This window comes from Streptomyces sp. NPDC034084 (assembly GCF_055575535.1).
This window is the reverse complement of record NZ_JBVISK010000001.1, coordinates 1,039,599-1,059,799: the sequence shown is the minus strand read 5'-3', so window position 1 is coordinate 1,059,799 and position 20,201 is coordinate 1,039,599. Positions and strand designations below refer to the sequence as shown.

The following is a 20,201-nucleotide window of genomic DNA, read 5'->3' as shown; positions in this document are numbered from 1 at the left end:
ACGATCCGGCCGACCTCCCCTAAGTGAACCTTAAACCGCTCGTCACCGATGGTGGCGGGCGGTTCTCTTCTGTGCCGTACGGCTCTGACAAGGGCTTTCTCCATCAAATTGGTCTAGTCCTGAATCTGGTTCAGACCATTGACGTGCTGTTCATGCGGCGGATATCACTGCTCCAACTTCCGTACCGCCACCCCCTCCCGGAGGCAGCACGTGCACCCCCGTAAGCCCTTGATCGCCGCGCTCCTCAGCTCGGCCCTCGCCGCCGGCGCCCTCGCCGCCACCGCCGGCATCGGTTCCGCCCAGGCGGCCGAGACCGCCGCCACCTCCTCCACGGGCGGCGTGAAGATCGCCTACTACGACCAGTGGAGCGTCTACGGGAACGCCTTCTACCCGAAGCACCTCGACGAGCGGGGCATCGCGGCGGGCCTGGACGTCATCAACTACTCGTTCGGGAACATCCACCCGACCGACCTCACCTGTTTCGAGGCGAACAAGGCCGCGGGCGACGACAACAACCCCAACGCGGGTGACGGCGCCGGCGACTCGTACGCCGACTACCAGAAGTCCTTCTCGGCGGCGGACAGCGTCGACGGCGTCGCCGACAAGTGGGACCAGCCGATCGTGGGCGTCTTCAACCAGTTCAAGGAGCTGAAGGCGAAGCACCCCAAGCTGAAGATCAACATCTCGATCGGCGGCTGGAGCTACTCCAAGTGGTTCTCGGACGCGGCCAAGACGGACGCGAGCCGCAAGAAGCTCGTCGCCTCCTGCATCAAGCAGTACATCCAGGGTGACCTGCCCGTCGAGGGCGGCTACGGCGGCCCCGGCACCGCGGCCGGCGTCTTCGACGGCATCGACATCGACTGGGAGTACCCCGGCTCGCCCGACGGCCACCTGGGCAACCACTACGCACCCGAGGACAAGCAGAACTTCACGCTCCTCCTCGCCGAGTTCCGCAAGCAGCTCGACGCGTACGGCGCGGCCCACGGCGGCAAGAAGTACCTCCTGACGGCCGCGCTCCCGGCCGGCCAGGACAAGATCAAGAACATCGAGACGGACAAGATCGGCGCGTACCTCGACTACGCGAACATCATGACGTACGACATGCACGGCGCCTGGGACGGCGACGGGCCGACGTACCACCAGTCCCCGCTGCGCTCGGGTGCCAACGACCCGACCGACCCGATCAAGCCGGGCACCGAGAAGTACTCGATCGAGAACGCGATCGACTCCTGGATCGACGGCAAGCCCGCCTACGGCATCACCGGCGGCTTCCCGGCGAACAAGCTGACCCTCGGCTACGAGTTCTACTACCGCGGCTGGAAGGGCGTCCCGGCCGGGACCACCCACGGCCTCGCGCAGACCGCGACCGGCGGCTCCAACGCCCGCCCGCTCAGCCAGGCGGCCGGCATCGCGTACTACAAGGAGCTCGGCGGCATCGTCGACAACCCGTCGACCACCTTCTGGGACGACCAGGCCCAGTCCGCATACTTCTACAAGGACGGCGAGTTCTTCACCGGCCTGGACAAGCGCACCATCCAGGCGCGCGCCGACTACGCCCACAACCGCGGTCTCGCCGGCGCGATGATGTACTCGCTCCTCGGCCTCGACGCCAACGCGACCCTCTTCAAGGACATCGTGACGGCGGTCGGCTCGTCCCCGACGAACCCGACCACCCCGCCCACGACGCCGCCGACGACGCCGCCCACCACCCCGCCGACCACGACGCCCCCCACCACCCCGCCGACGACCCAGCCGCCGGCCGGCTGCACCGCCCCGGCGTACGTCGCGGGCACCGTCTACACCGGCGGCAGCCTCGTCTCCCACAAGGGCCACACCTGGAAGGCCCAGTGGTGGACCCAGAACGAGGAGCCGGGCACGACCGGCGAGTGGGGCGTCTGGAAGGACCAGGGCGCCTGTTGAGGCCCTGACCCGCTGAACCCCTCATGACCACTGCCCCCGCCCGGAATGTCCCTCCGGCCGGGGGCGGTTCCATGCCCGGACTCCCTGGTCAGACCGGCAGCGGCTCCGTGCCGATCAGTTCGGCGATACGGTCCGGGGTCACCGCCCGCGAGTACAGCCAGCCCTGCCCGGTGTCGCAGCCGATCCGGCGCAGCCGGCTGGCCTGGCCGGCCGTCTCGACGCACTCGGCGGTCACGGTCAGCCCGAGCCGGTGCGCGAGGTGCACGAGCGCCTCGACGATCAGCTCGTCCGCCGGGTTGGCGTGCTCCTCGTCCTGGAAGCCGCGGACGAAGGAGCCGTCCAGCTTGAGCACCGAGACCGGCAGCCGGCTCAGATAGGCGAGGTTCGAATAGCCGGTGCCGAAGTCGTCGATCGCGATCCGCACCCCCATGTCGCTCAGCGCCTGGAGCGCCTGGAGCGGCCGGCCGTTCGAGCCCATCACGGCGGACTCGGTCAGTTCCAGCTGGAGCAGGTGCGGCGCGAGCCCGGTCTCCGCGAGGATGCCGGCCACGTCCGCGACCAGGTCGGAGTCCCAGACCTGACGCACCGCCACGTTGACGCTGACGAAGATCGGGCGCTCGCGCGGATGGTCCTTCTGCCACTGCCGGGCCTGGCGGCAGGCGGTGTGGAGCACCCACCGCCCCAGCTCCACGATGGAGCCGTCCTCCTCGGCGATCCCGATGAACCGATTCGGCGCGAGCATGCCGAACTGCGGATGGTTCCAGCGCACCAGGGCCTCCACCCCGCGCACCGCCCCGTCGACGAGGTCCACGAGCGGCTGGTACTCCAGGGCGAACTCCCCGCGCTCCACGGCCGGCCGCAGGGTGGAGGAGAGCGACTGCCGGGTCATCCGGTGGGCGTTGCGCTCCGGGTCGAACAGCGTCCAGCGGGCCTTGCCGTCCGCCTTCGCCCAGTACAGCGTGGTGTCCGCGGCCTGCATCAGGGCGGTCGCCGTCGTCCCGTGCCCGGCGCGCTCGACCACGCCGATCGAGGCGGAGACCGAGAGCCGCTGGCCGCCCAGGTCGAAGGGCTGCTGGAGCGCGTCGAGCAGCGACCGTGCCAGGTCCGCCAGTTGCTCCGTGCCGGTGGAGTCCTCGACCAGGACGGCGAACTCGTCGCCGCCGAGCCGCGCCACGAGGTGGCCGCCGTTGCGGGTGTAGCCGTCGCTGTCCGCGCACTCCGTCAGCCGGGTGGCCACCGCGGCCAGGAGCCGGTCGCCGACCCGGTGCCCGAGGGTGTCGTTGACCGCCTTGAAGCCGTCGAGGTCCAGGTAGCAGAGACCGATCCGCCCTGTTCTGCCATAGCCGTACGACTCGTACGACTCGTGCGAACCCTGTGACGGGTCTCCGGCGTCCCCGTCGTCGGCGTCCTGGGCCGCCGCCTCCAGGGCCGCCGAGAGGCGCTCGAAGAACAGCGCCCGGTTGGGCAGCCGGGTCACCGGGTCGTGCATCTGGAGGTGGCGCAGCCGCGCGTGGAGCTCGCGCCGGTCGCTGATGTCCGCGATCGACAGCAGGACGCACCGGCTGTCGGGCACGGGGGCGACGGTGACCTCGGCCCACAGCGAGCGCCCGTCGGTGTGTTTGAGGCGGCGGGTGCAGCGGAAGCGGGAGCGGCGGCCGCCGAGCACCTCGCGGTAGGCGTGCCAGGTGCGCCCGTCGGAGGCGAGGTCGACGAGGTCGGCCGCGGCCTGCTCCCGGAGCGCCGCGGGCTCGGCGCCGAGGAGGGTGCCGAAGGAGTCGTTGGCGTGGACGACGACGCCGTGCTCGTCGACGACGGCCATGGCGAGCTGGGCGACCCGGAAGGCGGCGCGGTAGTCGCGGAGTTCGGCAGCCCGGCGCGCGCGGTGACGCTCCGTGAGCGCGGGCTCGGCCGCGTCCGTCTCCGGCGGCTCTGGGTGCACCGGTCCTTCGGGGGTTCCGCTCACCGCTCGCTCCCGTGTGCAGTCGGGCCGGTCACATGTGGTCGGGATGGTCGGCCAAGGAAGAGTGAGCCGATCATAGAGCCAGCCGGGGGACCGTTCCAGCTCCGAGGCGTCCCCGAGGGGGCTCAGGGGCTGTGAGGCTGCCCACCGGACCGACCCGCCAGATCGTTTCTGCGCGGGTCTGACAAGGGTCGTCGGGGGATGACCGAATGTGACTTTCCGTGAACTGAAGCGCGCCCGTGTCGCGTCGACCCCGTGGACCGCACTCACCCGACCGGGGCAGCGGAAACATGCGAAACCTCGCAAACCATCACAAGGTGGGTGGCGTGTCCCGCATTCCCGATCCGGAGGTCCACGTGAGGGCTCAGCAGCCACCCGGGGGAGTGGAACGGCGACGGCTGCGTGCCGGCGCGGCGGCCTTCACCGCGCTCGCCGCCCTGGCCGCCACCGGGCTCGTCGCGGGCCCCGCCTCCGGCGCGCCCTCGGCGGGTCCCTGCGCCCTGCCCCGTACCGTCGCCCATCACTCGCTCGGCCTCGACACCTGGAACAGCGCCTACACGCGCCCGAACCAGGACCTCGACGCGGTCATGATCTTCCTGTCCTTCCCGGACTCCGCGCCGCTCACCGGACCGGCCGAACTCGCCGCCGACCACTTCCCCGCCACCAGCGAGTACTTCGCGCGTGCCTCCTACGGGCGCTTCCACCTGCGCCCGCACCCCAGGCCCGCGTGGACCCCGATGCCGCACGAGTCGGGGGCGTACGGCATACAGCGCGACTGGGACACCGGGAAACGCGGCGCCTACCTGCGCGACGCGATCGCCGCCGCCGACGAGGACGTCGACTTCTCGCGGTACGACATCGTCTACCTGGTCGCCGACCCGGACGCGCCCGGCGTGGACTCCGACGCCACCAAGGTCGTCAACCTCGACCACCCGCTGGAGGCCGACGGCACCGAGATCAAGCGCGTCGTCACCGTATTCGAGCGGCACCCGCCCGACCGCAACGTCCTCGCCCACGAGACCGGCCACGTCTTCGACCTGCCCGACCTCTACCGCCGCCCGGTGGACGGCAAGGGCGACTGGGACACCCACGTGGGGGACTGGGACGTCATGGGCAGCCAGTTCGGGCTCTCCCCGGACCTCTTCGGCTGGCACAAGTGGAAGCTCGGCTGGCTGTCCCGCGCCCAGGTGACCTGCGTGCAGGGCACCGGCTCCCGACTGGTCAGCCTGGAGCCGACCGACGCCCCGCCCATGCCCGGCACCACCCTGGGCACCCGGCTCGCCGTCGTCCGCACCGGACCCGACAGCGTCCTCGCGATCGAGGCCCGAAGCAGTGCCGGGAACGACGCCGACACCTGCACCGAGGGCGTCCTCGTCTACCAGGTCCGCAGCGGCGCGTCCTCCGGCGAGGGCCCCGTCCAGGTCGTGGACGCGCACCCGGGCACCGCGGCCTGCGCGGAACGCTCCGTCTACCCGCCGCTCGCGGACGCCCCGGTCGAGGAGGGCGAGACCCTGACCGTGCCCGGGACCGGCGTCCGGGTCGAGGTCATGGACCGCTCCGGGGCGGGCGTCTGGACGGTGAAGATCACCCCTCCCGGCATGCCCTGACGGAGAACACGAAGAAGCCCCCCGCTTGCGCGAGGGGCTTCTTCCGTCTGTGCGCCGCCAGGGACTCGAACCCCGGACCCGCTGATTAAGAGTCAGCTGCTCTAACCAACTGAGCTAGCGGCGCCTGCTGACGTCGTAGACATTAGCACCCGGATCGGCGGGAGGAAAAATCGATACCCGCACGTCGGCGGCGGAGGCCGCCCGTACGGCCCGCACGCAGGCCCAGAGCACGACCTCGGGCCCGGGCAGCCACGGATGCCGGGTGTCCGGGGCCACCAGCCAGCGGGGCCCGGAGGAGCCGGACGGCGCGAGCGGCGGCACGGTCACCGCGTCCCCGAGGCCGTGGCAGAGCGGCCTCGGGACCGCCTCGCCCCATTCCTCCCAGTCGAGCAGCGCCGGCAGCCGCTGGGCCGTCCCCGGCGCGGCGAACAGCATCATCCGGCCCCGGTGCACGGCGACGGGTCCCGAACCCGGGCCCTCCTCCCACAGCCGGTCCAGCATCCGGCGGCCGAAGACCGGGTCCACGTTGACGACGTCGAAGACCGTCCCGCAGGGCAGCGCCGCCGGCGAGGCCGGCCGGGACTCCCAGCGGGTGAGCGCGGCGCCCGCGCGGCCCCCGGCGGCCGAGGCGAGCCAGGCGGCCCCGTCCGAGGTCACCCGGGCCGTCTGATGCCGTCCCTCGTCGCCTTCCCGGAGGAACCGGAAGATGTCGTGCGGAGTCTCGTCGCGCAGCCAGGTCGTCATGCATCCAGGTCTACCGCGCGTGACGACGTGATTGCCGAGGGTTCCCGGAATCCCGGACAAGAGGGGTGGGCGAGGAGTATCGTGCCCCCTCGGCATATGCCAGGGGTGCTTTTTCGGTCAGACGTACGCCTCTGAGCCACGCCTTCCGCCGGTGAGCCGCCCGGCCCCCGGCTCAGTCCTCTGCCGGCCGGCCGTTCGTCCGGATCAGGTCGCGCCCGAACTCGATCATCTTCCGGGCGTAGTCCTCGGTCCACTCCGCCCGCTCGGCGACGTCCGCCGCCGTCAGCCGGTCGAAGCGGCGGGGATCCGCCAGCTGCGCCGCCGCGATCGCCTGGAACTCGGTCGCCCGGTCCGTCGCCGCCCGGAACGCGAGCGTCAGCTCCGTCGCCCGGGACAGCAGCTCACGGGGGTCTTCTATCGACTCCAGGTCGAAGAAGTGCTCCGGATCGGCGGTCGCCTCGGCAGGCTCGAAGATCAGCGGTGCCGGCCGAAGCCGCCGCTGTGCGCTCCGCTCCGCGGGTTCCGCCATCGTCCTTCTCCTCCTCGCACAGGCACGGCCCGGAAACCCGGGCCGTCTTCCATTGTCCCGCGCCCCGCAAGAGCGCGAACCTTCTCCCGTACGCCCTGGTGCGCGCGGCACGGCGCGCACGGCGCTCACGGTGTCCAGGACACCCGGTGTTCCTCCAGGTGGGAGAGGACGGCGTGGTTCGCCTCCCAGCCGTCGGGGAACGAGACCGCGACCCCCAGCCGCACCGGATCCGTCGACGGATGCTCGTCGAGGAGCTCCGCCACACCCGCGCGGCACACCACGACGCACGCGTGCCGGTGCCGGGAGGCCAGCACGCACAGCCGGCCCGTCTCCAGGTGGAAGGCGGTCGCGTCCGGACGCCCCGAGAGCGGGTGGAGGACGACCGTCACGTCGTACTCGCGGCCCTGGAGCCGGTTCGCGGTGTCCACCGTCACGCCCGCCACGCCGAGGTCCGCGAGCGCCGCCCGTACCGCCGCCGCCTGGTCGCGGTGGGCGGTGCCGACGGCGATCCGGTCCGGGGTGAGCGGAGCCGGGTGCTCCGAGCGCTCCGAGACGGTGACGCCGCCCCGGTCCAGGAGCCGGCGGACGACCACGGCGATCGCACCGACCGCCTCGGGGTCGGTGCGGGGGGTGTGCCGGGCGGGCAGTTCGAGCAGGCCCCAGCCGGACTCGGCCGCCTCGTCCAGGACCCGGTCGGGGCCGGAACCGTCCGACGGCACCCCGAAGGACAGTCTCCGGTCCCCGTGGCCGGTGCCGCTGCGGAACGGCGTGTACGGGTAGAAGGCGTCCGACACCAGCGGCGCGGCGGAGGCGGGCAGCCGCCAGGAGACCGGCAGCCGGTGCTGCGGCAGCTCCGGGTTGTGCGCGAGCAGCGTGGAGACGGCGCTCGACGAGGGGTCGTACGTGAGCCCCGCCCACTGCTCCGCGCCCACCACCGAGAACGGGTCGAGCTGCCCGGGGTCGCCCACGAACAGCGCCCGCTCGAAGAGGCCCGCCACGGCGAGCAGCGCGTCCGAGCGCATCTGGTACGCCTCGTCGACGATCGCGTGCGCCCACGGCTCGACGTTCTTCACGTGCCCCCACTTGGCGGCCGTGGACAGGACGACCGGCAGCCCGGTCAGCTCACCGGCCTTCGCCGACTTCCGTACGTTCGCCAGGTCGTCGAGCACCTTGTCGTACGGGTCGGAGTCGTTCGAGTGCAGCCGGCCGATCTCCAGGTCCGGCTCCTTCTCGGCGAGCCGCAGCACCAGGTCGTCCACCTGCGCGTTCGTCTGCGCGACCACCATCAGGGGGCGGCCGGCGGCGGCCAGTTCGAGGGCGGCCCGCACCACGAGCGTCGACTTCCCGGCGCCCGGCGGTGAGTCCACGACGACGCCCCGGGCGGTGCCGTGCAGGGTGTCCGCCAGGATGGCGTCCGTCGCGCGGGCGGCCTCGGCGGACGGGTCGAACACGGTCACAGCAGGTCCTCGGTGGTCACGGCGTCGAACACGGTCACAGCACGTCCTCCGGCGTCACGGCGTCGGGCAGTTCCACGGCGTCCGTCCGGGGCGGCCCGCCGTGCGTCCAGGGTGTCTCCTCCGGGTCGGGCAGCTTCGGCCCGACCCGCTGGTCGTGCTCGAAGAGCGTCCAGGCGATCCGCTCGCCCTTCTCCGGCACCGAGCCCTCCGCGGGCTCCTTGGACCGTCCCATCCGGTCCAGGATCCGCAGGAGCAGCGAGCCGTCCTCCTCGTACCGCACGAACTCCGCCGCCTGCGGCTTGCCGTCCAGCGAGCGGTACACCTTCACCTTCTCGCCCAGGTGCGGCCGGTCGTCCGTGCGGACCGTGACGAGCGGACGCGGCGCGGGCCGCTTCGACTCCGTCCAGGCCATCGTCACCTCGACCACCTCCGCCGTGAACGCCTCGCCCGCCAGCCGCCGCCCCGCCAGGACCAGCGGGTCGTCCAGGGCCTCCTGCGCCTCCAGCTGGCCCTGCGCCTGCTCGCGGGCGGCGAGTTTCGAGGCCGCCGTCACGGCGTCGTCCCGGCGCGGCTGGGGCGGCTCACCGGCCGCGACCCGGTCCCGGTGGGCGGTGAAGGACCAGCGGTCGCGGGTCCAGCGGTCCTCGACCCTGGCGCCCTCCGGTAGCTCCCGCAGCAGGCCGATCGCCCGCCAGACCGCGTCCCAGGTCGGCTTCAGCTGGGAGCCGACGAGCCGGCGCAGCTCCCGCTCGGCCGCGTGCAGCTCGGCGAGGCCCGTGTCGGCGCTCTCGCCGTCCTCGGCCGCGCCGAGCGCCTGCCGGGCCTTGTCGTACCGCTCGATCGCCGGTGCCAGGAGCTTGTTGTCGAAGGCCGGGTCCGTCGCGGGCCCGGCGGGCGGGCACAGCAGCTGCCCCTGGGCGTCCCGGCCGACCTCGGCCCGCAGCGCCCCCTCCGGGCCCGGCTCGCCGTCGGCCGGGTCGATCCAGGCGAGCAGCGCGCCCAGGTGCTGGTCCTCCAGGGAGGACTGGCCGGTCGCCCAGTGCCGGTTGAGCAGGTCCGTCGCCGCGAGGAGCAGCGAGGAGCCGGGGACCCGGGCACGCTCGCCGAAGTGCGTCAGCCAGCGCCCGAGCAGCGGGACGCGCGGCGGCGCGGGGAACGGCGTCTCCGGGTCCTGCTCGACCGTCCGCCGGAACCGCGTGGACCGCCCCAGCAGCCGCACGTACTCGATGCCCGCCCGGCTCGGCACGATCAGCTGCGGCGCGTCGGCGCACAGCTCGACCTCGACCTTCACCTTCTTGCCCGTCTCCGGGTCCACCTCGTTCTTCTCCGCCGCCTCGACGACGTCGGTGTACGAGTCGATGTACGGCAGGACCTCCTCGGCCAGGTCGGCGAGGAACGCGAACCGCAGGTCACGGTCCCGGGGCTGCGGCACCACCAGGAGCCGGGGCTCCTCGGGGCCGGTGCCGACGAGCGCGCCCAGCGGGGCGCCCGCCTCACCCGCGGTCGTCAGCGGCACGAGGACCAGCGGCCGCGCGGACAGCCGCCGGTGCCGGACGGTGGCGAGCGGCTGCGCCCGGCCCGACTCGACGGCCTCCATCCGGGCCAGCGTGGAGATCAGCGACATGCCGTCACCCCCGCCAGGGCCTCGTCGCGCAGCGCCCGCGCGCGGCGCAGCGCCGCCACGGCCGGGTCGTCCGGGTCGCCCTCCTCACCGCGCGCCGCCGCCAGGACAGCGGCGACCGTCGTCAGGCCGCCCAGCTCACCCCGTACCGAACGGCCCAGGGTCTCCACCGCGCCCGCCTCACGGGAGCGCGACCGGCAGTGGAAGGCCAGCTCGCAGGCGGCCAGGCACTCCGGCGCGTACTGGTGGGGGACGCACTCCACGGCGGCCGTCAGCTCCTGCGGCGTGCGCTCCACCACGTCGAAGCTGACGCCCTCCGGCAGGGCCCGCGCGATCTCGTCGATCCGGGTCAGCCGGGCCAGCTGCCGCCGGGTCACCGACCGCTGCTTGCGCACGTCGACCACCGAGGCCGCCGGCACGTTCGAGAAGTCCTTCGGGCAGACGAGGAGCACCGACTGCGCGACCCGCGCGCCCTCCGTACGGGCCGCCACCCGCTCCAGGGCGAGCACGTACACCGCGGCCTGGCGGGCCGCCGCGCCCACCTTCGCCGCGTCGGCCGCGCCGTCGATCATCGGGAACGACTTGATCTCCACCACCGTCCACCCGCCGTCGGGGTGCACGACCACCGCGTCCGGCTCCAGGTAGACGGGGGAACCGGCGACCTCCAGGGCGAGCAGCGGATGGTCGAGCAGCGCCCACGCCCCGGCGCCGGTCGCCTCCCGCAGCGCGAGCGCCGTCCGCGCCACCCGTCCGTCGGGCCCGGCCGCCGCCAGGTCCGGCACGGACACGTCGCCCGGCTCCTCGACGCCGATCAGGCGCAGCAGCTCGCGGCCGCCGTCCGCCTTGACCTTCGCCTCGAAGGAGTTGCCCCGCACGATCGCGAACTGCGACTGCCCGAACGGGGCCGGAGAGCCGAGCTTCGCCGCCAGCGCCGCCTTGTCGACGCCGGCACCGTCGAGGATGGCCCGCCGCTTGCAGCCGGGGTTGGCCGCGAGCGCCGCGAGGGCACGCGCGTCCAGCGGACGCGGCACGACGGCCGGTCCGCGCAGCTCAGCCAGCAGCCGGCGACGTGTCGTCTGCGGTGCTCGGGACGGACCGCTGTCCAGGGATGCGCTCACCCGTGGAAGTCTCGCATCCGCCACTGACAACCGGGGGTGCTTCCGCCCTTCCGGGGATCCGTTCGGCGAGCCGCAGCACGTACGGGGTCAGCAGCAGCCCGAGCCCCATCACCGCCACCCCGGCCACCGCGTCCAACAGGTAGTGGTTGGCCGTGCCCATCACGACAAGCGCCGTGACCAGCGGATACGCCACTCCGATGGCCTTCGTGAGCGGGGTGCGCCCGTTCCCCCACAGCATCACCCCGCACCACAGCGCCCAGCCGACGTGCAGGCTCGGCATCGCCGCGTACTGGTTGGTCATCCCGCCGAGGCCCCGCGGCGCGCTGGCCTCGCCACCCCACCAGCCGTACGCGCTGAAGTGCGCCATCGTGTCCGTGAAGCCGTGGGCCGCGTCCAGGAGCCGGGGCGGGCAGGTCGGAAGGAGCGTGAAGCCGACGAGTCCGAGCAGGGTGGCGGCCGTCAGCCAGGTCCGGGCGGCCCGGTAGTGCGCGGGACGGCGGCGGAAGAGCCACACCAGGACCGCCGGGGTCACCAGATAGTGCAGCGAGGCGTACGCGAAGTCCGCCGGGACCCCGAGCGCGGGGACGCCCGTGAACAGCCGGTTCAGCGGGTGCTCGGCGTCGATCCCGAGACTCTCCTCGAGACGCAGGATCGCGAGCCCGTGCCGTACGGCCGAGGCCTCGTCGCCCTCCACCAGGAGCCGCCCGCACGAATAGGCCGCGTACACGACGGCGATCAGGGACAGCTCCGCCCACCAGCGTGGCTTGCGCATGAACGAGTCCCCCCGGTCGGTGATCGGCCCGGGGGAGGGGACGCCGGACGGCCCCCGCGGGTTGCCCGGACGCCATCCCCGATCCACGTCGGCGATGATGGAGAGGCACGTCCGCACCGTGAACCCCTGGAGCGTCCTTCCCATGGCACCGCGCATCCTGCTCGCCCGGCACGGCCAGACCGAGTGGTCACTTCTCGGCCGGCACACCGGCAGGACCGACATACCCCTGCTCGACGAGGGGCGGCGCGGCGCGAAGCTGCTCGGCGAGCGCCTCCACCGGAGCCCCTGGCAGGGGCTGCCCGGCGTGGAGGTCCGCACCAGCCCCCTGGTCCGGGCGAGCGAGACCTGCGAGCTCGCCGGCTTCGGCGACCGGGCCGAGCCCTGGGACGCGCTGATGGAGTGGGACTACGGGGCGTACGAGGGGCTCACCCCGGCCGAGATCCGGAAGATCCAGCCCGACTGGTTCATCTGGCGCGACGGCGTTCCCGAGGGGGAGACGCTCGCCCAGCTGTCGGACCGCGCCGACGGGATCGTGGAGTGGGCCAGGTCCGCCGACCGTGACGTCCTCGTCTTCGCCCACGGGCACATCCTGCGCTCGATCGCCGCGCGCTGGCTCGGCGAGGACGTCTCCTTCGCCGCCCGCATCCGCCTCGACCCGACGAGCCTCTCGGTCCTCGGCTGGGCGTACGACGCGCCGGCGATCGAGCGCTGGAACGACACGGGCCACCTGGAGAGGTAGCGCCCCGGCGTCAGCGCGCCCCGGCCAGGACCCGGCGCGTCTCCGCGAGCAGACCGCGGATCCGGGCCGAGGCGATGCCGTCGAGGGAGTCCACGACGCGCCGCGCCTCCGCCGCCGCCTCGTCCGGGCGGCCCGCGTGCGCCAGGTCCTTGGCCAGGTGGGCCCGGTAGAGCGCGAGGTTCCGGGCGAAGTGCGGGTTCTGCAGGGCCACCGCCCGGTGGGCGTGGCGCGCAGCGCGGCCCCAGTCGCCGAGGGCCGACCAGCACCCGGCCTCCAGGTCTTCCCGCTCGGGCTCGCCGAAGAAGGACATCCACTCGGGGTCGTTCTCGGCCGGGCCCCGCTCGAAATAGCCGTGCGCGCGGCCCAGGGCCTGCTCGCAGGCGGAACGGTCGCCGAGCCCCGCCCACGCGCCCGCCTCCCGCAGCGAGAGCAGGGACAGCAGCCGGGCCGAGTCCAGCGGCTGCGCGGCCCGCAGCCCCGCCTGCGCCGCCCGCACCGCCTCGCGGAAGCGGCCGGTGTCCCGGGCGAGGAACGAGGTGTTGCAGAAGGCGTGCGCCTCCAGGGCCGCGTTCCCCGCCACGCGCGCGGTGGCGAGGGCCTCGGCGTAGTGCGAGCGGGCGTCCTCGTGCCGGCCCGAGTCGTGGGCGAGCCAGCCGACGGAGAGGGAGAGCTCGCCCGCGCCCGCGTGCAGCCGGTCCTCGGTGGAGCGGCGGGACATGGTGCCGGTGTCGAGGAGCGCGTACGCGGTACGGAGCGGCTGGGCGGCCACCTTGTACAGCCCGTCGGCGCCGTGCCGGTCGTCCAGCAGCCGGATCTGCCGTACGGCGTCCTCGACGGCCCGCACCTCGGCCTCGCCGATCCGGTGGGTGCCGCGGGGGGAGGGGATCGCGACGGCGGGGCCGGCGAGTCCCAGCGAGGCGGCCGCCAGGGTGGCGGAGCCGCTCGTCATGAATGCGCGACGCAGCACGTCGCTCTCCTCATCGTTCCGGGTGGTGATGGCGGCGGGAGGCGCTGCCCCGGCCGGGACGGTCTGCCGCCGGCCGCGCACCGTCTCCCGCGCGGAGAACCCCAGGTCGGAGAGGCCCAGACCGGGGAACATGTGGAGGAAGACCCGCTCGTACGCGTAGTTGGGGCAGCGGATCTCGCCCGCCTCCACCCGCCCGATGTAGCGGGCGTCGCACGCGACCTGTTCGCCGATCTCCCGCGCCGCCCGGCGGACCGCCGCGGCGAACTCCGCCGGCGACTGCTGTCCGCGGAGCCGGCGGAAGGCGGGATTGGGAACTGCCCGTGACGTCGCCATGGCCGAGCCCTCCTGGTGCTGCCGGGTGTCCCGGCGGCAAGAACGTACCCGCTGTGACCGGCTGCGTACGCAGAGTTTGGCTACAAATCGGATATCTCGCCTGCGATCTGCCATGAACTGCCATCCTTTGGCGCGGCATGCCGCCGTAGCCGTTGACGCGTACGGGCGTTGAACCGTAAGGGAGAGACGGAACGTGTCTCCTCTGGAGCGAGGAGGGATCCCCATGACGGAGATCGGTTCACAGTCGGCCACGCGCCACGTACCCGCCCCGGACGCCACGCGGTACGGGCCCGCCCCCGAGACCACGCGGTACGCGCCCGCCCCGGACGCCGACGGGGCCAGGCCCGCCGCCGGCCCCTGGGACCTGGTGACCGTCCCGGTCCGCCAGGGCCTGGAGGCCGTGGACATCCTGCGCCGCGGCGCCGCTCCCGCCGTCGGCCCCGTCGTCCACGACGGCACCTGCGACACCCTCGGCTTCCTGGTGCCGCCCGGCACCGCCGCCGCCTGGGACCTGCCGGGCAGCGCCTGTACGCGGACCTCCGGGCGCGGTCTGCGCCTCCCCGAGCTGCCCGAGCTCCCCGAACCCGCGGGCGACGGCCCCCGCCCCGCGGGCTGGCTGCTGCCCCCGGGCGACACCGACCCCGTCACCGACCCCGCCGTCCTGCGCGAGGCGCTCGGCGAGGCGGCCCGGCTCATCGAGGCGGCCGACGGCTGCCATTGAGCCGCACCCCCGCGCGTGCCCCGATAATGGGTCCGTGGCCAGGAACAGACAGCGGGACCGGGCGGCGGCTGCCGTCTCCGTCGTCGAGACCGTCGACGGCGGACTCGCCGAACTCATACCCGACCGGGAGCGCCCGCGCGGCTGGACGCTGCTCATCGACGGCGCCCCGCAGTCGCACGTCGACCTCGACGACCCGGCCTGCCTCACCTTCGAGTACCAGCGGCGCCTCGGCCACATCGCCGACCTCGCCGCCCCGCCGAACCGGCCGCTCCAGGCCGTGCACCTCGGCGGCGGCGCCTTCACCCTCGCCCGGTACGTCGCCGCGACCCGGCCCCGCTCCACCCAGCAGATCGTGGAACTCGACGGACGCCTGGTCCAGCTCGTCCGCCGGGAACTGCCGCTCGACGCGGGAGCCCGCATCCGCGTCCGCTCCACCGACGCCCGCGCCGGGCTCGCCAAGGTCCAGGACGGCTGGGCCGACCTCGTCATCGCCGACGTGTTCAGCGGGGCCCGCACCCCCGCCCACCTGACCAGCACCGAGTTCCTCACCGAGGTGCGGCGCGTGCTGCGGCCCGGCGGCTTCTACGCGGCGAACCTCGCCGACGGCCCGCCCCTGACCCATCTGCGCGGCCAGATCGCCACCGCCGCCGCCGTCTTCCCCGAACTGGCGCTCACCGCCGACCCGACGGTCCTGCGCGGCCGCCGCTTCGGCAACGCGGTGCTGCTCGCCTCCGACCGTGAGCTCCCGGTGGCCGAACTGACCCGCCGGGTCGCCACCGACCCGCACCCGGGGCGCGTGGAGCACGGCCGGGCCCTCGCCGACTTCGCCGGTGGAGCGGCGCCCGTCACCGACGCGAGCGCCAAGCCCTCGCCCGTACCGCCGGCGTCCGCCTTCCGCTGACCGCTCAGGTGGCGCGGTCGTCGATCTCCACGCGCGGCGCGGTGTCGTGCCAGACGCAGAAGACCGACAGCTCGCGGCCGTCCCGCGTGAAGGTGACCCGGATCCAGGTCGGCTGCTTCCACACCTGCATCCGCCAGCCCGACGCGGGCGTCGCCGAGACCAGTTCGGCCGAGGTCTCCCCGAGGTCGAAGGTGACCCGGCCGCCGTCCACCGTGTACGTCTTCACGTCCGAGTCGGACGCAGACGGCGGGGGCGTCTCCGCCGTGGGGCGCGGACGGTGCGAGGGGGTCGCGGACGGGGTGGCCGGGGGCGTGCGGGCCTCGCTCGGCGTGGGCTCCGGGGTGGCGGGCGTCGAGGGCGTGGCGCTCCCGGGCCGCCCGTTGGAGGAGGCCGACGGGCCGTCGGCGGTGACCGGCGTCCCGGCCGGGCCGGCCGGGAGGGGCAGCGCGCGCGGCGGGTCGTACACCGTGCCGGACAGCACCGTGTGCACCCCCCACCAGGACAGCGTGACCGCCGCGCCGGTGGCGAGCGACCAGGCCAGGGCGTGAACGAGTCCTCTTCGCACCGGGACATAGTGCACCACCGGCGAAAGGTCCGTACCGGAGGGTGGACATTGCTCGCGGCCTCACCCGAATGGCGTACGGTGCCGCCCATGGCAAGTGTGCTCGTGGTCGAGGACGACCAGTTCGTGCGCTCCGCCCTCATCCGGCAGCTGACCGAGGCCTCCCACACCGTACGGAGCGTCGGCACGGCTCTGGAGGCGCTGCGCGAGGTCGCCCATATCCGTTTCGACGTCGTGATCCTGGACCTCGGTCTGCCCGATCTCGACGGGTCCGAGGCGCTCAAGATGCTGCGCGGGATCACCGACGTCCCGGTGATCATCGCGACCGCCCGGGACGACGAGGCCGAGATCGTACGGCTCCTCCACGCCGGGGCCGACGACTACCTCGTCAAGCCCTTCTCCGTCGAGCACCTCTCGGCCCGGATGGCCGCCGTCCTGCGCCGCTCCCGGGCCGGCGCGGGCGAGCCGCCGCCCTCCCGGGCCCTGCGGGTCGGCGGGCTCACCGTCGACCCGCTGCGCCGTCAGGCCGAGCTCGACGGGACCCCGTTGGACCTGACCCGGCGCGAGTTCGACCTGCTCGCCTTCCTCGCCGGCCGGCCCGGCGTCGTCGTCCCGCGCAAGGAGCTGCTCGCCGAGGTCTGGCAGCAGTCGTACGGGGACGACCAGACCATCGACGTACACCTGTCATGGCTGCGGCGAAAGCTGGGCGAAACCGCTGCCCGGCCCCGCTATCTGCACACCCTGCGCGGGGTGGGCGTGAAGCTGGAGCCGCCCCGGGAGCCGCAGCCGTGAGATGGGCGCTCGTCAAGGTGGCCCTGGCCGTCACCGCCATGGTCGTCGTCGCCTTCGCCGTCCCCCTCGGCCTCGTCGTCAAGGAGATGGCCCGCGACCGGGCCTTCTCCAACGCCGAACGGCGGGCCGCCGGCCTCGCCCCCGTCCTCGCGATCACCACCGACCGCGACGAACTCGACAAGGCCGTCGCCACCACCGAGGACGGGGCCGCCAGCCGGCTCGCCGTCCACGTGCCCGCCGCCGAACCCGGCGGCACGGCCCTGGAGATCGGCACCCGGCGGGCCGACCCGGCGGAGCTCGCCGCCACCCGCGCCCTCGGCCGCGCCTCCATCGCCGAGGTCCCCGGCGGCTTCGCGCTGCTCCAGCCCACCGCGCTCTCCAGCGGCCAGGTCGCCGTCGTCGAACTCTTCGTCCCCGAGGGCGAGGTCAGCAACGGCGTCGCCACCGCCTGGCTCGTCCTCGCCGGCGTCGGCATCGCCCTGATCGTCGGCTCCGTCGCCGTCGCCGACCGCCTCGGCGTCCGCATGGTCCGGCCCGCCCAGCGCCTCGCGGGCGCCGCCCACGACCTCGGCGAGGGCAGGCTCGGCGCGCGCGTCCCCGAGGAAGGGCCGCCCGAACTCAAGTCGGCCGCCGTCGCCTTCAACTCGATGGCTGACCAGGTCGTCCAGCTCCTCGCCAACGAACGCGAGCTCGCCGCCGACCTCTCCCACCGGCTCCGCACCCCGCTCACCGTGCTCCGGCTCAACGCCGCCTCGCTCGGCTCCTCCCCGGCCGCCGAGCAGACCCGCGCGGCCGTCGAACAGCTGGAGCGCGAGGTCGACACCATCATCCGCACGGCCCGCGACGCGAAGCCACAGACCCAGGCCACCGGGCCCGGCGCCGGCTGCGACGCCGCCGAAGTGGTCCGCGAGCGGATGGAGTTCTGGTCGGCGCTCGCCGAGGACGAGGGCCGCCGGGTGCGGGTCGCGGGCGTCGAGCGCCCGGTCCGCATCCCCGTCGCGCGCCCCGAGCTCGTCGCCGCCCTCGACGCCCTCCTCGGCAACGTCTTCCGCCACACCCCCGAGGGCACCGCCTTCTCCCTCGACGTCCACAACGGCGAGGACGCCGTCATCGTGCTCGTCTCCGACGCGGGTCCCGGCATCGCCGATCCCGCCGCCGCCCTCGCCCGGGGCAACAGCGGCGGCCGGGACGGCTCCACGGGCCTCGGCCTCGACATCGTGCGGCGGATGGCGGAGGCCACCGGCGGCGACGTCCGCATCGGCCACTCCGTCCTCGGCGGTACGGAGGTACGGATCTGGATCGGCCTCGACGGACGCGGAGCCGGTACGGGCGGGGGCGGAGGCCGTCGCGGGCGCCGCCGCAGGGCGTGACGCCAGCCGGTCCTTCGCGGCTGCCGCCGCACGGCGTGACGACAGCCGTCCACTGCACCCGCCACCGCACGGCGTGACGACAGCCGTCCTCCGCGCCCGCCGCCGCAGGGCGTGACGACAGCCGTCCTCCGCGCCCGCCGCCGCAGGGCGTGACGACAGCCGTCCTCCGCGGCCGCCTCCGCAGGACGTGACGCCACCCGTCCACCGCACCCGCCACCGCAGGGCGTGACGCCACCCGTCCGCCGCGCCCGCCACCGCAAGGTGCGACGCCAGCCGTCCTCCGTGCCCGCCTCCGCAAGGGGTGGCGCCCCCGGTCCTCCGCCCCAACCTTTTGTCGTTCCGATGCCTTCCTTAAGCGGAGCCTAAGAATCCCAACCCCCGCCCCCGGGCGCCCTTTTGTCCGTTTCCCAGTCGCTAGCGTGCTGCCGCACCCCACCCCCACCCCCGGCACGCAGAGGCAGGCACGCGATGGGCAGCAGTTCGCACCGGCGCAGGACGAGCACCCGTACCAAGATCGTCGGAGCGGTCGTCGCGGCGGCCGTCGTCGGCGGCGGAGCGTTCGCGCTCACCGGCACCGCCCAGGCCGCCGCCATCGGCGCCGCCTACACCCGGACCAGCTCCTGGACCGGCGGCTACACCGGCCAGTACGTCGTCACCAACGAGACGTCCGCCGCCCAGTCCGACTGGACCCTGGAGTTCGACCTCCCGGCCGGCACCACCATCGGCTCCCTCTGGAACGGCGAGTACACCGTCTCCGGACACCACGTCACCGTGAAGCCCGCGAGCTGGAACAGGCAGCTGGCCCCCGGCCAGTCGGTCACCGTCGGCTTCGTCACCTCCGCCGCCGGCCAGGCCGGCGACCCCGCCGGCTGCCTCATCGACAAGGTCGCCTGCTCCGCCGGAGGCGCCACCCCCACCCCCAGCGGCCGCCCCACCGAGCAGCCCACCGCGACAGCGACCCCCTCGGCGACCACGAAGCCCACGCCGACCGCCACGGCGACGACCGCGAAGCCCACACCCACCGCGACCGCCACCGTGAAGCCCACGCCCACGCCCACCGCGACGGCGACCGGCGCCCCGGCCACGGCCGCCCGGTACGCCCCGTACGTCGACACCTCGCTCTACCCGGCGTACGACCTGCTCGCCACCGCCGACGCCACGGGTGTGCAGGAGTTCAACCTCGCCTTCATCACCTCCGGCGGCTCCTGCGCCCCCCTGTGGGGCGGCGTCACCGGCCTGGCGGACGACAAGGTCGCGGCCCAGATCGGCGCCCTGCGCGCCAAGGGCGGTGACGTCCGCGTCTCCTTCGGCGGCGCCGCCGGCCACGAGCTGGCCCTGAACTGCTCGACCTCCTCGGCGCTCGCCGCCGCGTACGGCAAGGTCGTCGACCAGTACAAGCTGGCCAAGGTCGACTTCGACATCGAGGGCGCGGCCCTCCCGGACACCGCCGCCAACACCCGCCGCTCGCAGGCGATCGCCCAGCTCCAGAGGTCCCACCCCGGCCTGAACGTCTCCTTCACCCTGCCGGTCATGCCCGAGGGCCTCACCCAGCCGGGCGTGGACCTGCTGGCCGACGCGAAGAGGAACGGGGTCCGCGTCGACGCCGTCAACATCATGGCGATGGACTACGGCCCCGCGTACAGCGCCGACATGGGCACGTACGCCATCCAGGCCGCGACCGCCACGCAGGCCCAGATCAAGGGTGTCCTCGGCCTCTCCGACGCGGCGGCCTGGAAGGCCGTCGCCGTCACCCCCATGATCGGCGTCAACGACGTCGCGAGCGAGGTCTTCACAGTCGAAGACGCCACCCAGCTCGTCGACTTCGCGCGGTCCAAGGGCATCGGCTGGCTGTCGATGTGGTCCTCGACCCGCGACAAGCAGTGCGCGTCCGGCGCCGTGCATTACGCGGACCCCACCTGCTCCTCGATCCTCCAGCAGCCGCTGGCCTTCACGAAGGCCTTCGGCGCCTACAGGTAGCGGACCCGCGAGTCCCCCCACACCGCGCGCCCCGGCCGGAGCCACCCCACCCCCGACCGGGGCGCGCACCCCTTCCCGGCCGGGCGGAGCCGTCGAACGTCTTCGACGGCT

17 protein-coding genes and 1 tRNA gene are annotated in these 20,201 nt (G+C 73.9%); 8 read left to right on the top strand and 10 right to left on the bottom strand.

Features of this window, described 5'->3' with window-relative positions; translation table 11 throughout:
- Positions 1-210: 210 nt before the first annotated feature.
- Complete coding sequence (locus ACZ51I_RS04785) at positions 211-1,920, top strand: glycosyl hydrolase family 18 protein (protein WP_468871505.1); 1,710 nt, start codon at positions 211-213, stop codon at positions 1,918-1,920.
- An 88-nt stretch (positions 1,921-2,008) separates the two neighbouring features.
- On the opposite strand, the gene ACZ51I_RS04780 is transcribed toward ACZ51I_RS04785, so the two are convergent.
- Positions 2,009-3,883: a putative bifunctional diguanylate cyclase/phosphodiesterase gene (locus ACZ51I_RS04780; protein ID WP_468871504.1), complete on the bottom strand. Its 1,875-nt coding sequence runs from the start codon at positions 3,881-3,883 to the stop codon at positions 2,009-2,011.
- 323 nt (positions 3,884-4,206) lie between these two features.
- On the opposite strand from ACZ51I_RS04780, the gene ACZ51I_RS04775 reads away from it, so the two are divergent.
- Entirely contained in the window at positions 4,207-5,487 is a 1,281-nt protein-coding gene (locus ACZ51I_RS04775; protein ID WP_468871502.1) for a M6 family metalloprotease domain-containing protein, read from the top strand.
- Positions 5,488-5,537: 50 nt separating this feature from the next.
- Here the strand turns inward: ACZ51I_RS04775 and ACZ51I_RS04770 are convergent.
- The 7 genes from ACZ51I_RS04770 to ACZ51I_RS04740 all read right to left on the bottom strand — a co-directional run bounded on the left by ACZ51I_RS04770 (position 5,538) and on the right by ACZ51I_RS04740 (position 11,728).
- Positions 5,538-5,611 (bottom strand) — tRNA-Lys (locus ACZ51I_RS04770).
- On the bottom strand, positions 5,602-6,231 hold the full coding sequence (locus tag ACZ51I_RS04765) for a hypothetical protein (protein ID WP_468871501.1): 630 nt from the start codon (positions 6,229-6,231) through the stop codon (positions 5,602-5,604). Before ACZ51I_RS04765 ends, ACZ51I_RS04770 begins: the two co-directional genes overlap by 10 nt.
- Positions 6,232-6,403: 172 nt before the next feature.
- A complete protein-coding gene (locus tag ACZ51I_RS04760) occupies positions 6,404-6,760 on the bottom strand; it encodes a hypothetical protein (protein WP_468871500.1) in 357 nt (118 codons plus the stop codon).
- A gap of 125 nt (positions 6,761-6,885) precedes the next feature.
- Complete coding sequence (locus ACZ51I_RS04755; protein WP_468871499.1) at positions 6,886-8,217, bottom strand: AAA domain-containing protein; 1,332 nt, start codon at positions 8,215-8,217, stop codon at positions 6,886-6,888.
- 34 nt (positions 8,218-8,251) lie between these two features.
- On the bottom strand, positions 8,252-9,841 hold the full coding sequence (locus ACZ51I_RS04750; protein ID WP_468871497.1) for a hypothetical protein: 1,590 nt from the start codon (positions 9,839-9,841) through the stop codon (positions 8,252-8,254).
- On the bottom strand, positions 9,832-10,956 hold the full coding sequence (locus ACZ51I_RS04745) for a hypothetical protein (protein ID WP_468871496.1): 1,125 nt from the start codon (positions 10,954-10,956) through the stop codon (positions 9,832-9,834). The genes ACZ51I_RS04750 and ACZ51I_RS04745 overlap by 10 nt, the downstream gene beginning before the upstream one ends.
- On the bottom strand, positions 10,889-11,728 hold the full coding sequence (locus ACZ51I_RS04740; protein ID WP_468871495.1) for a phosphatase PAP2 family protein: 840 nt from the start codon (positions 11,726-11,728) through the stop codon (positions 10,889-10,891). Before ACZ51I_RS04740 ends, ACZ51I_RS04745 begins: the two co-directional genes overlap by 68 nt.
- 142 nt (positions 11,729-11,870) lie before the next feature.
- Between ACZ51I_RS04740 and ACZ51I_RS04735 the strand changes: the two genes are divergently transcribed.
- Positions 11,871-12,467: a histidine phosphatase family protein gene (locus ACZ51I_RS04735; protein ID WP_468871493.1), complete on the top strand. Its 597-nt coding sequence runs from the start codon at positions 11,871-11,873 to the stop codon at positions 12,465-12,467.
- A 10-nt stretch (positions 12,468-12,477) separates the two neighbouring features.
- Here the strand turns inward: ACZ51I_RS04735 and ACZ51I_RS04730 are convergent, their stop codons facing one another.
- Positions 12,478-13,767 (bottom strand): tetratricopeptide repeat protein, encoded by a 1,290-nt coding sequence (locus ACZ51I_RS04730; protein WP_468871492.1) that lies wholly within the window; start codon positions 13,765-13,767, stop codon positions 12,478-12,480.
- A gap of 223 nt (positions 13,768-13,990) precedes the next feature.
- Here ACZ51I_RS04730 and ACZ51I_RS04725 point away from each other — a divergent pair, with 223 nt between their 5' ends.
- A complete protein-coding gene (locus ACZ51I_RS04725; protein ID WP_468871491.1) occupies positions 13,991-14,488 on the top strand; it encodes a hypothetical protein in 498 nt (165 codons plus the stop codon).
- Positions 14,489-14,522: 34 nt separating this feature from the next.
- Positions 14,523-15,389 (top strand): spermidine synthase, encoded by an 867-nt coding sequence (locus ACZ51I_RS04720; protein WP_468871490.1) that lies wholly within the window; start codon positions 14,523-14,525, stop codon positions 15,387-15,389.
- Between the two features lie 4 nt (positions 15,390-15,393).
- Here the strand turns inward: ACZ51I_RS04720 and ACZ51I_RS04715 are convergent, their stop codons facing one another.
- The gene (locus ACZ51I_RS04715; RefSeq protein ID WP_468871488.1) at positions 15,394-15,954 is read right to left on the bottom strand and encodes a hypothetical protein; all 561 of its coding nucleotides are present in this window, start codon (positions 15,952-15,954) and stop codon (positions 15,394-15,396) included.
- A gap of 87 nt (positions 15,955-16,041) precedes the next feature.
- On the opposite strand from ACZ51I_RS04715, the gene ACZ51I_RS04710 reads away from it, so the two are divergent.
- From ACZ51I_RS04710 to ACZ51I_RS04700, 3 genes are all read left to right on the top strand, one after another.
- Positions 16,042-16,743: a response regulator transcription factor gene (locus tag ACZ51I_RS04710; protein ID WP_468871487.1), complete on the top strand. Its 702-nt coding sequence runs from the start codon at positions 16,042-16,044 to the stop codon at positions 16,741-16,743.
- The gene (locus ACZ51I_RS04705; RefSeq protein ID WP_468871485.1) at positions 16,740-18,113 is read left to right on the top strand and encodes a HAMP domain-containing sensor histidine kinase; all 1,374 of its coding nucleotides are present in this window, start codon (positions 16,740-16,742) and stop codon (positions 18,111-18,113) included. The genes ACZ51I_RS04710 and ACZ51I_RS04705 overlap by 4 nt, the downstream gene beginning before the upstream one ends.
- 468 nt (positions 18,114-18,581) lie before the next feature.
- The gene (locus ACZ51I_RS04700) at positions 18,582-20,090 is read left to right on the top strand and encodes a cellulose binding domain-containing protein (protein ID WP_468871484.1); all 1,509 of its coding nucleotides are present in this window, start codon (positions 18,582-18,584) and stop codon (positions 20,088-20,090) included.
- Positions 20,091-20,201 lie beyond the last annotated feature (111 nt).

What these genes read in the sequence shown, in the direction of transcription:
- ACZ51I_RS04725 (WP_468871491.1), top strand. Translation starts at nt 13,991, where the DNA reads ATGACGGAGATCGGTTCACAGTCGGCCACGCGCCACGTACCCGCCCCG.
- ACZ51I_RS04760 (WP_468871500.1), bottom strand. Translation starts at nt 6,760, where the DNA reads ATGGCGGAACCCGCGGAGCGGAGCGCACAGCGGCGGCTTCGGCCGGCA.
- ACZ51I_RS04740 (WP_468871495.1), bottom strand. Translation starts at nt 11,728, where the DNA reads ATGCGCAAGCCACGCTGGTGGGCGGAGCTGTCCCTGATCGCCGTCGTG.
- ACZ51I_RS04750 (WP_468871497.1), bottom strand. Translation starts at nt 9,841, where the DNA reads ATGTCGCTGATCTCCACGCTGGCCCGGATGGAGGCCGTCGAGTCGGGC.
- ACZ51I_RS04735 (WP_468871493.1), top strand. Translation starts at nt 11,871, where the DNA reads ATGGCACCGCGCATCCTGCTCGCCCGGCACGGCCAGACCGAGTGGTCA.
- ACZ51I_RS04765 (WP_468871501.1), bottom strand. Translation starts at nt 6,231, where the DNA reads ATGACGACCTGGCTGCGCGACGAGACTCCGCACGACATCTTCCGGTTC.
- ACZ51I_RS04700 (WP_468871484.1), top strand. Translation starts at nt 18,582, where the DNA reads ATGGGCAGCAGTTCGCACCGGCGCAGGACGAGCACCCGTACCAAGATC.
- ACZ51I_RS04710 (WP_468871487.1), top strand. Translation starts at nt 16,042, where the DNA reads ATGGCAAGTGTGCTCGTGGTCGAGGACGACCAGTTCGTGCGCTCCGCC.
- ACZ51I_RS04730 (WP_468871492.1), bottom strand. Translation starts at nt 13,767, where the DNA reads ATGGCGACGTCACGGGCAGTTCCCAATCCCGCCTTCCGCCGGCTCCGC.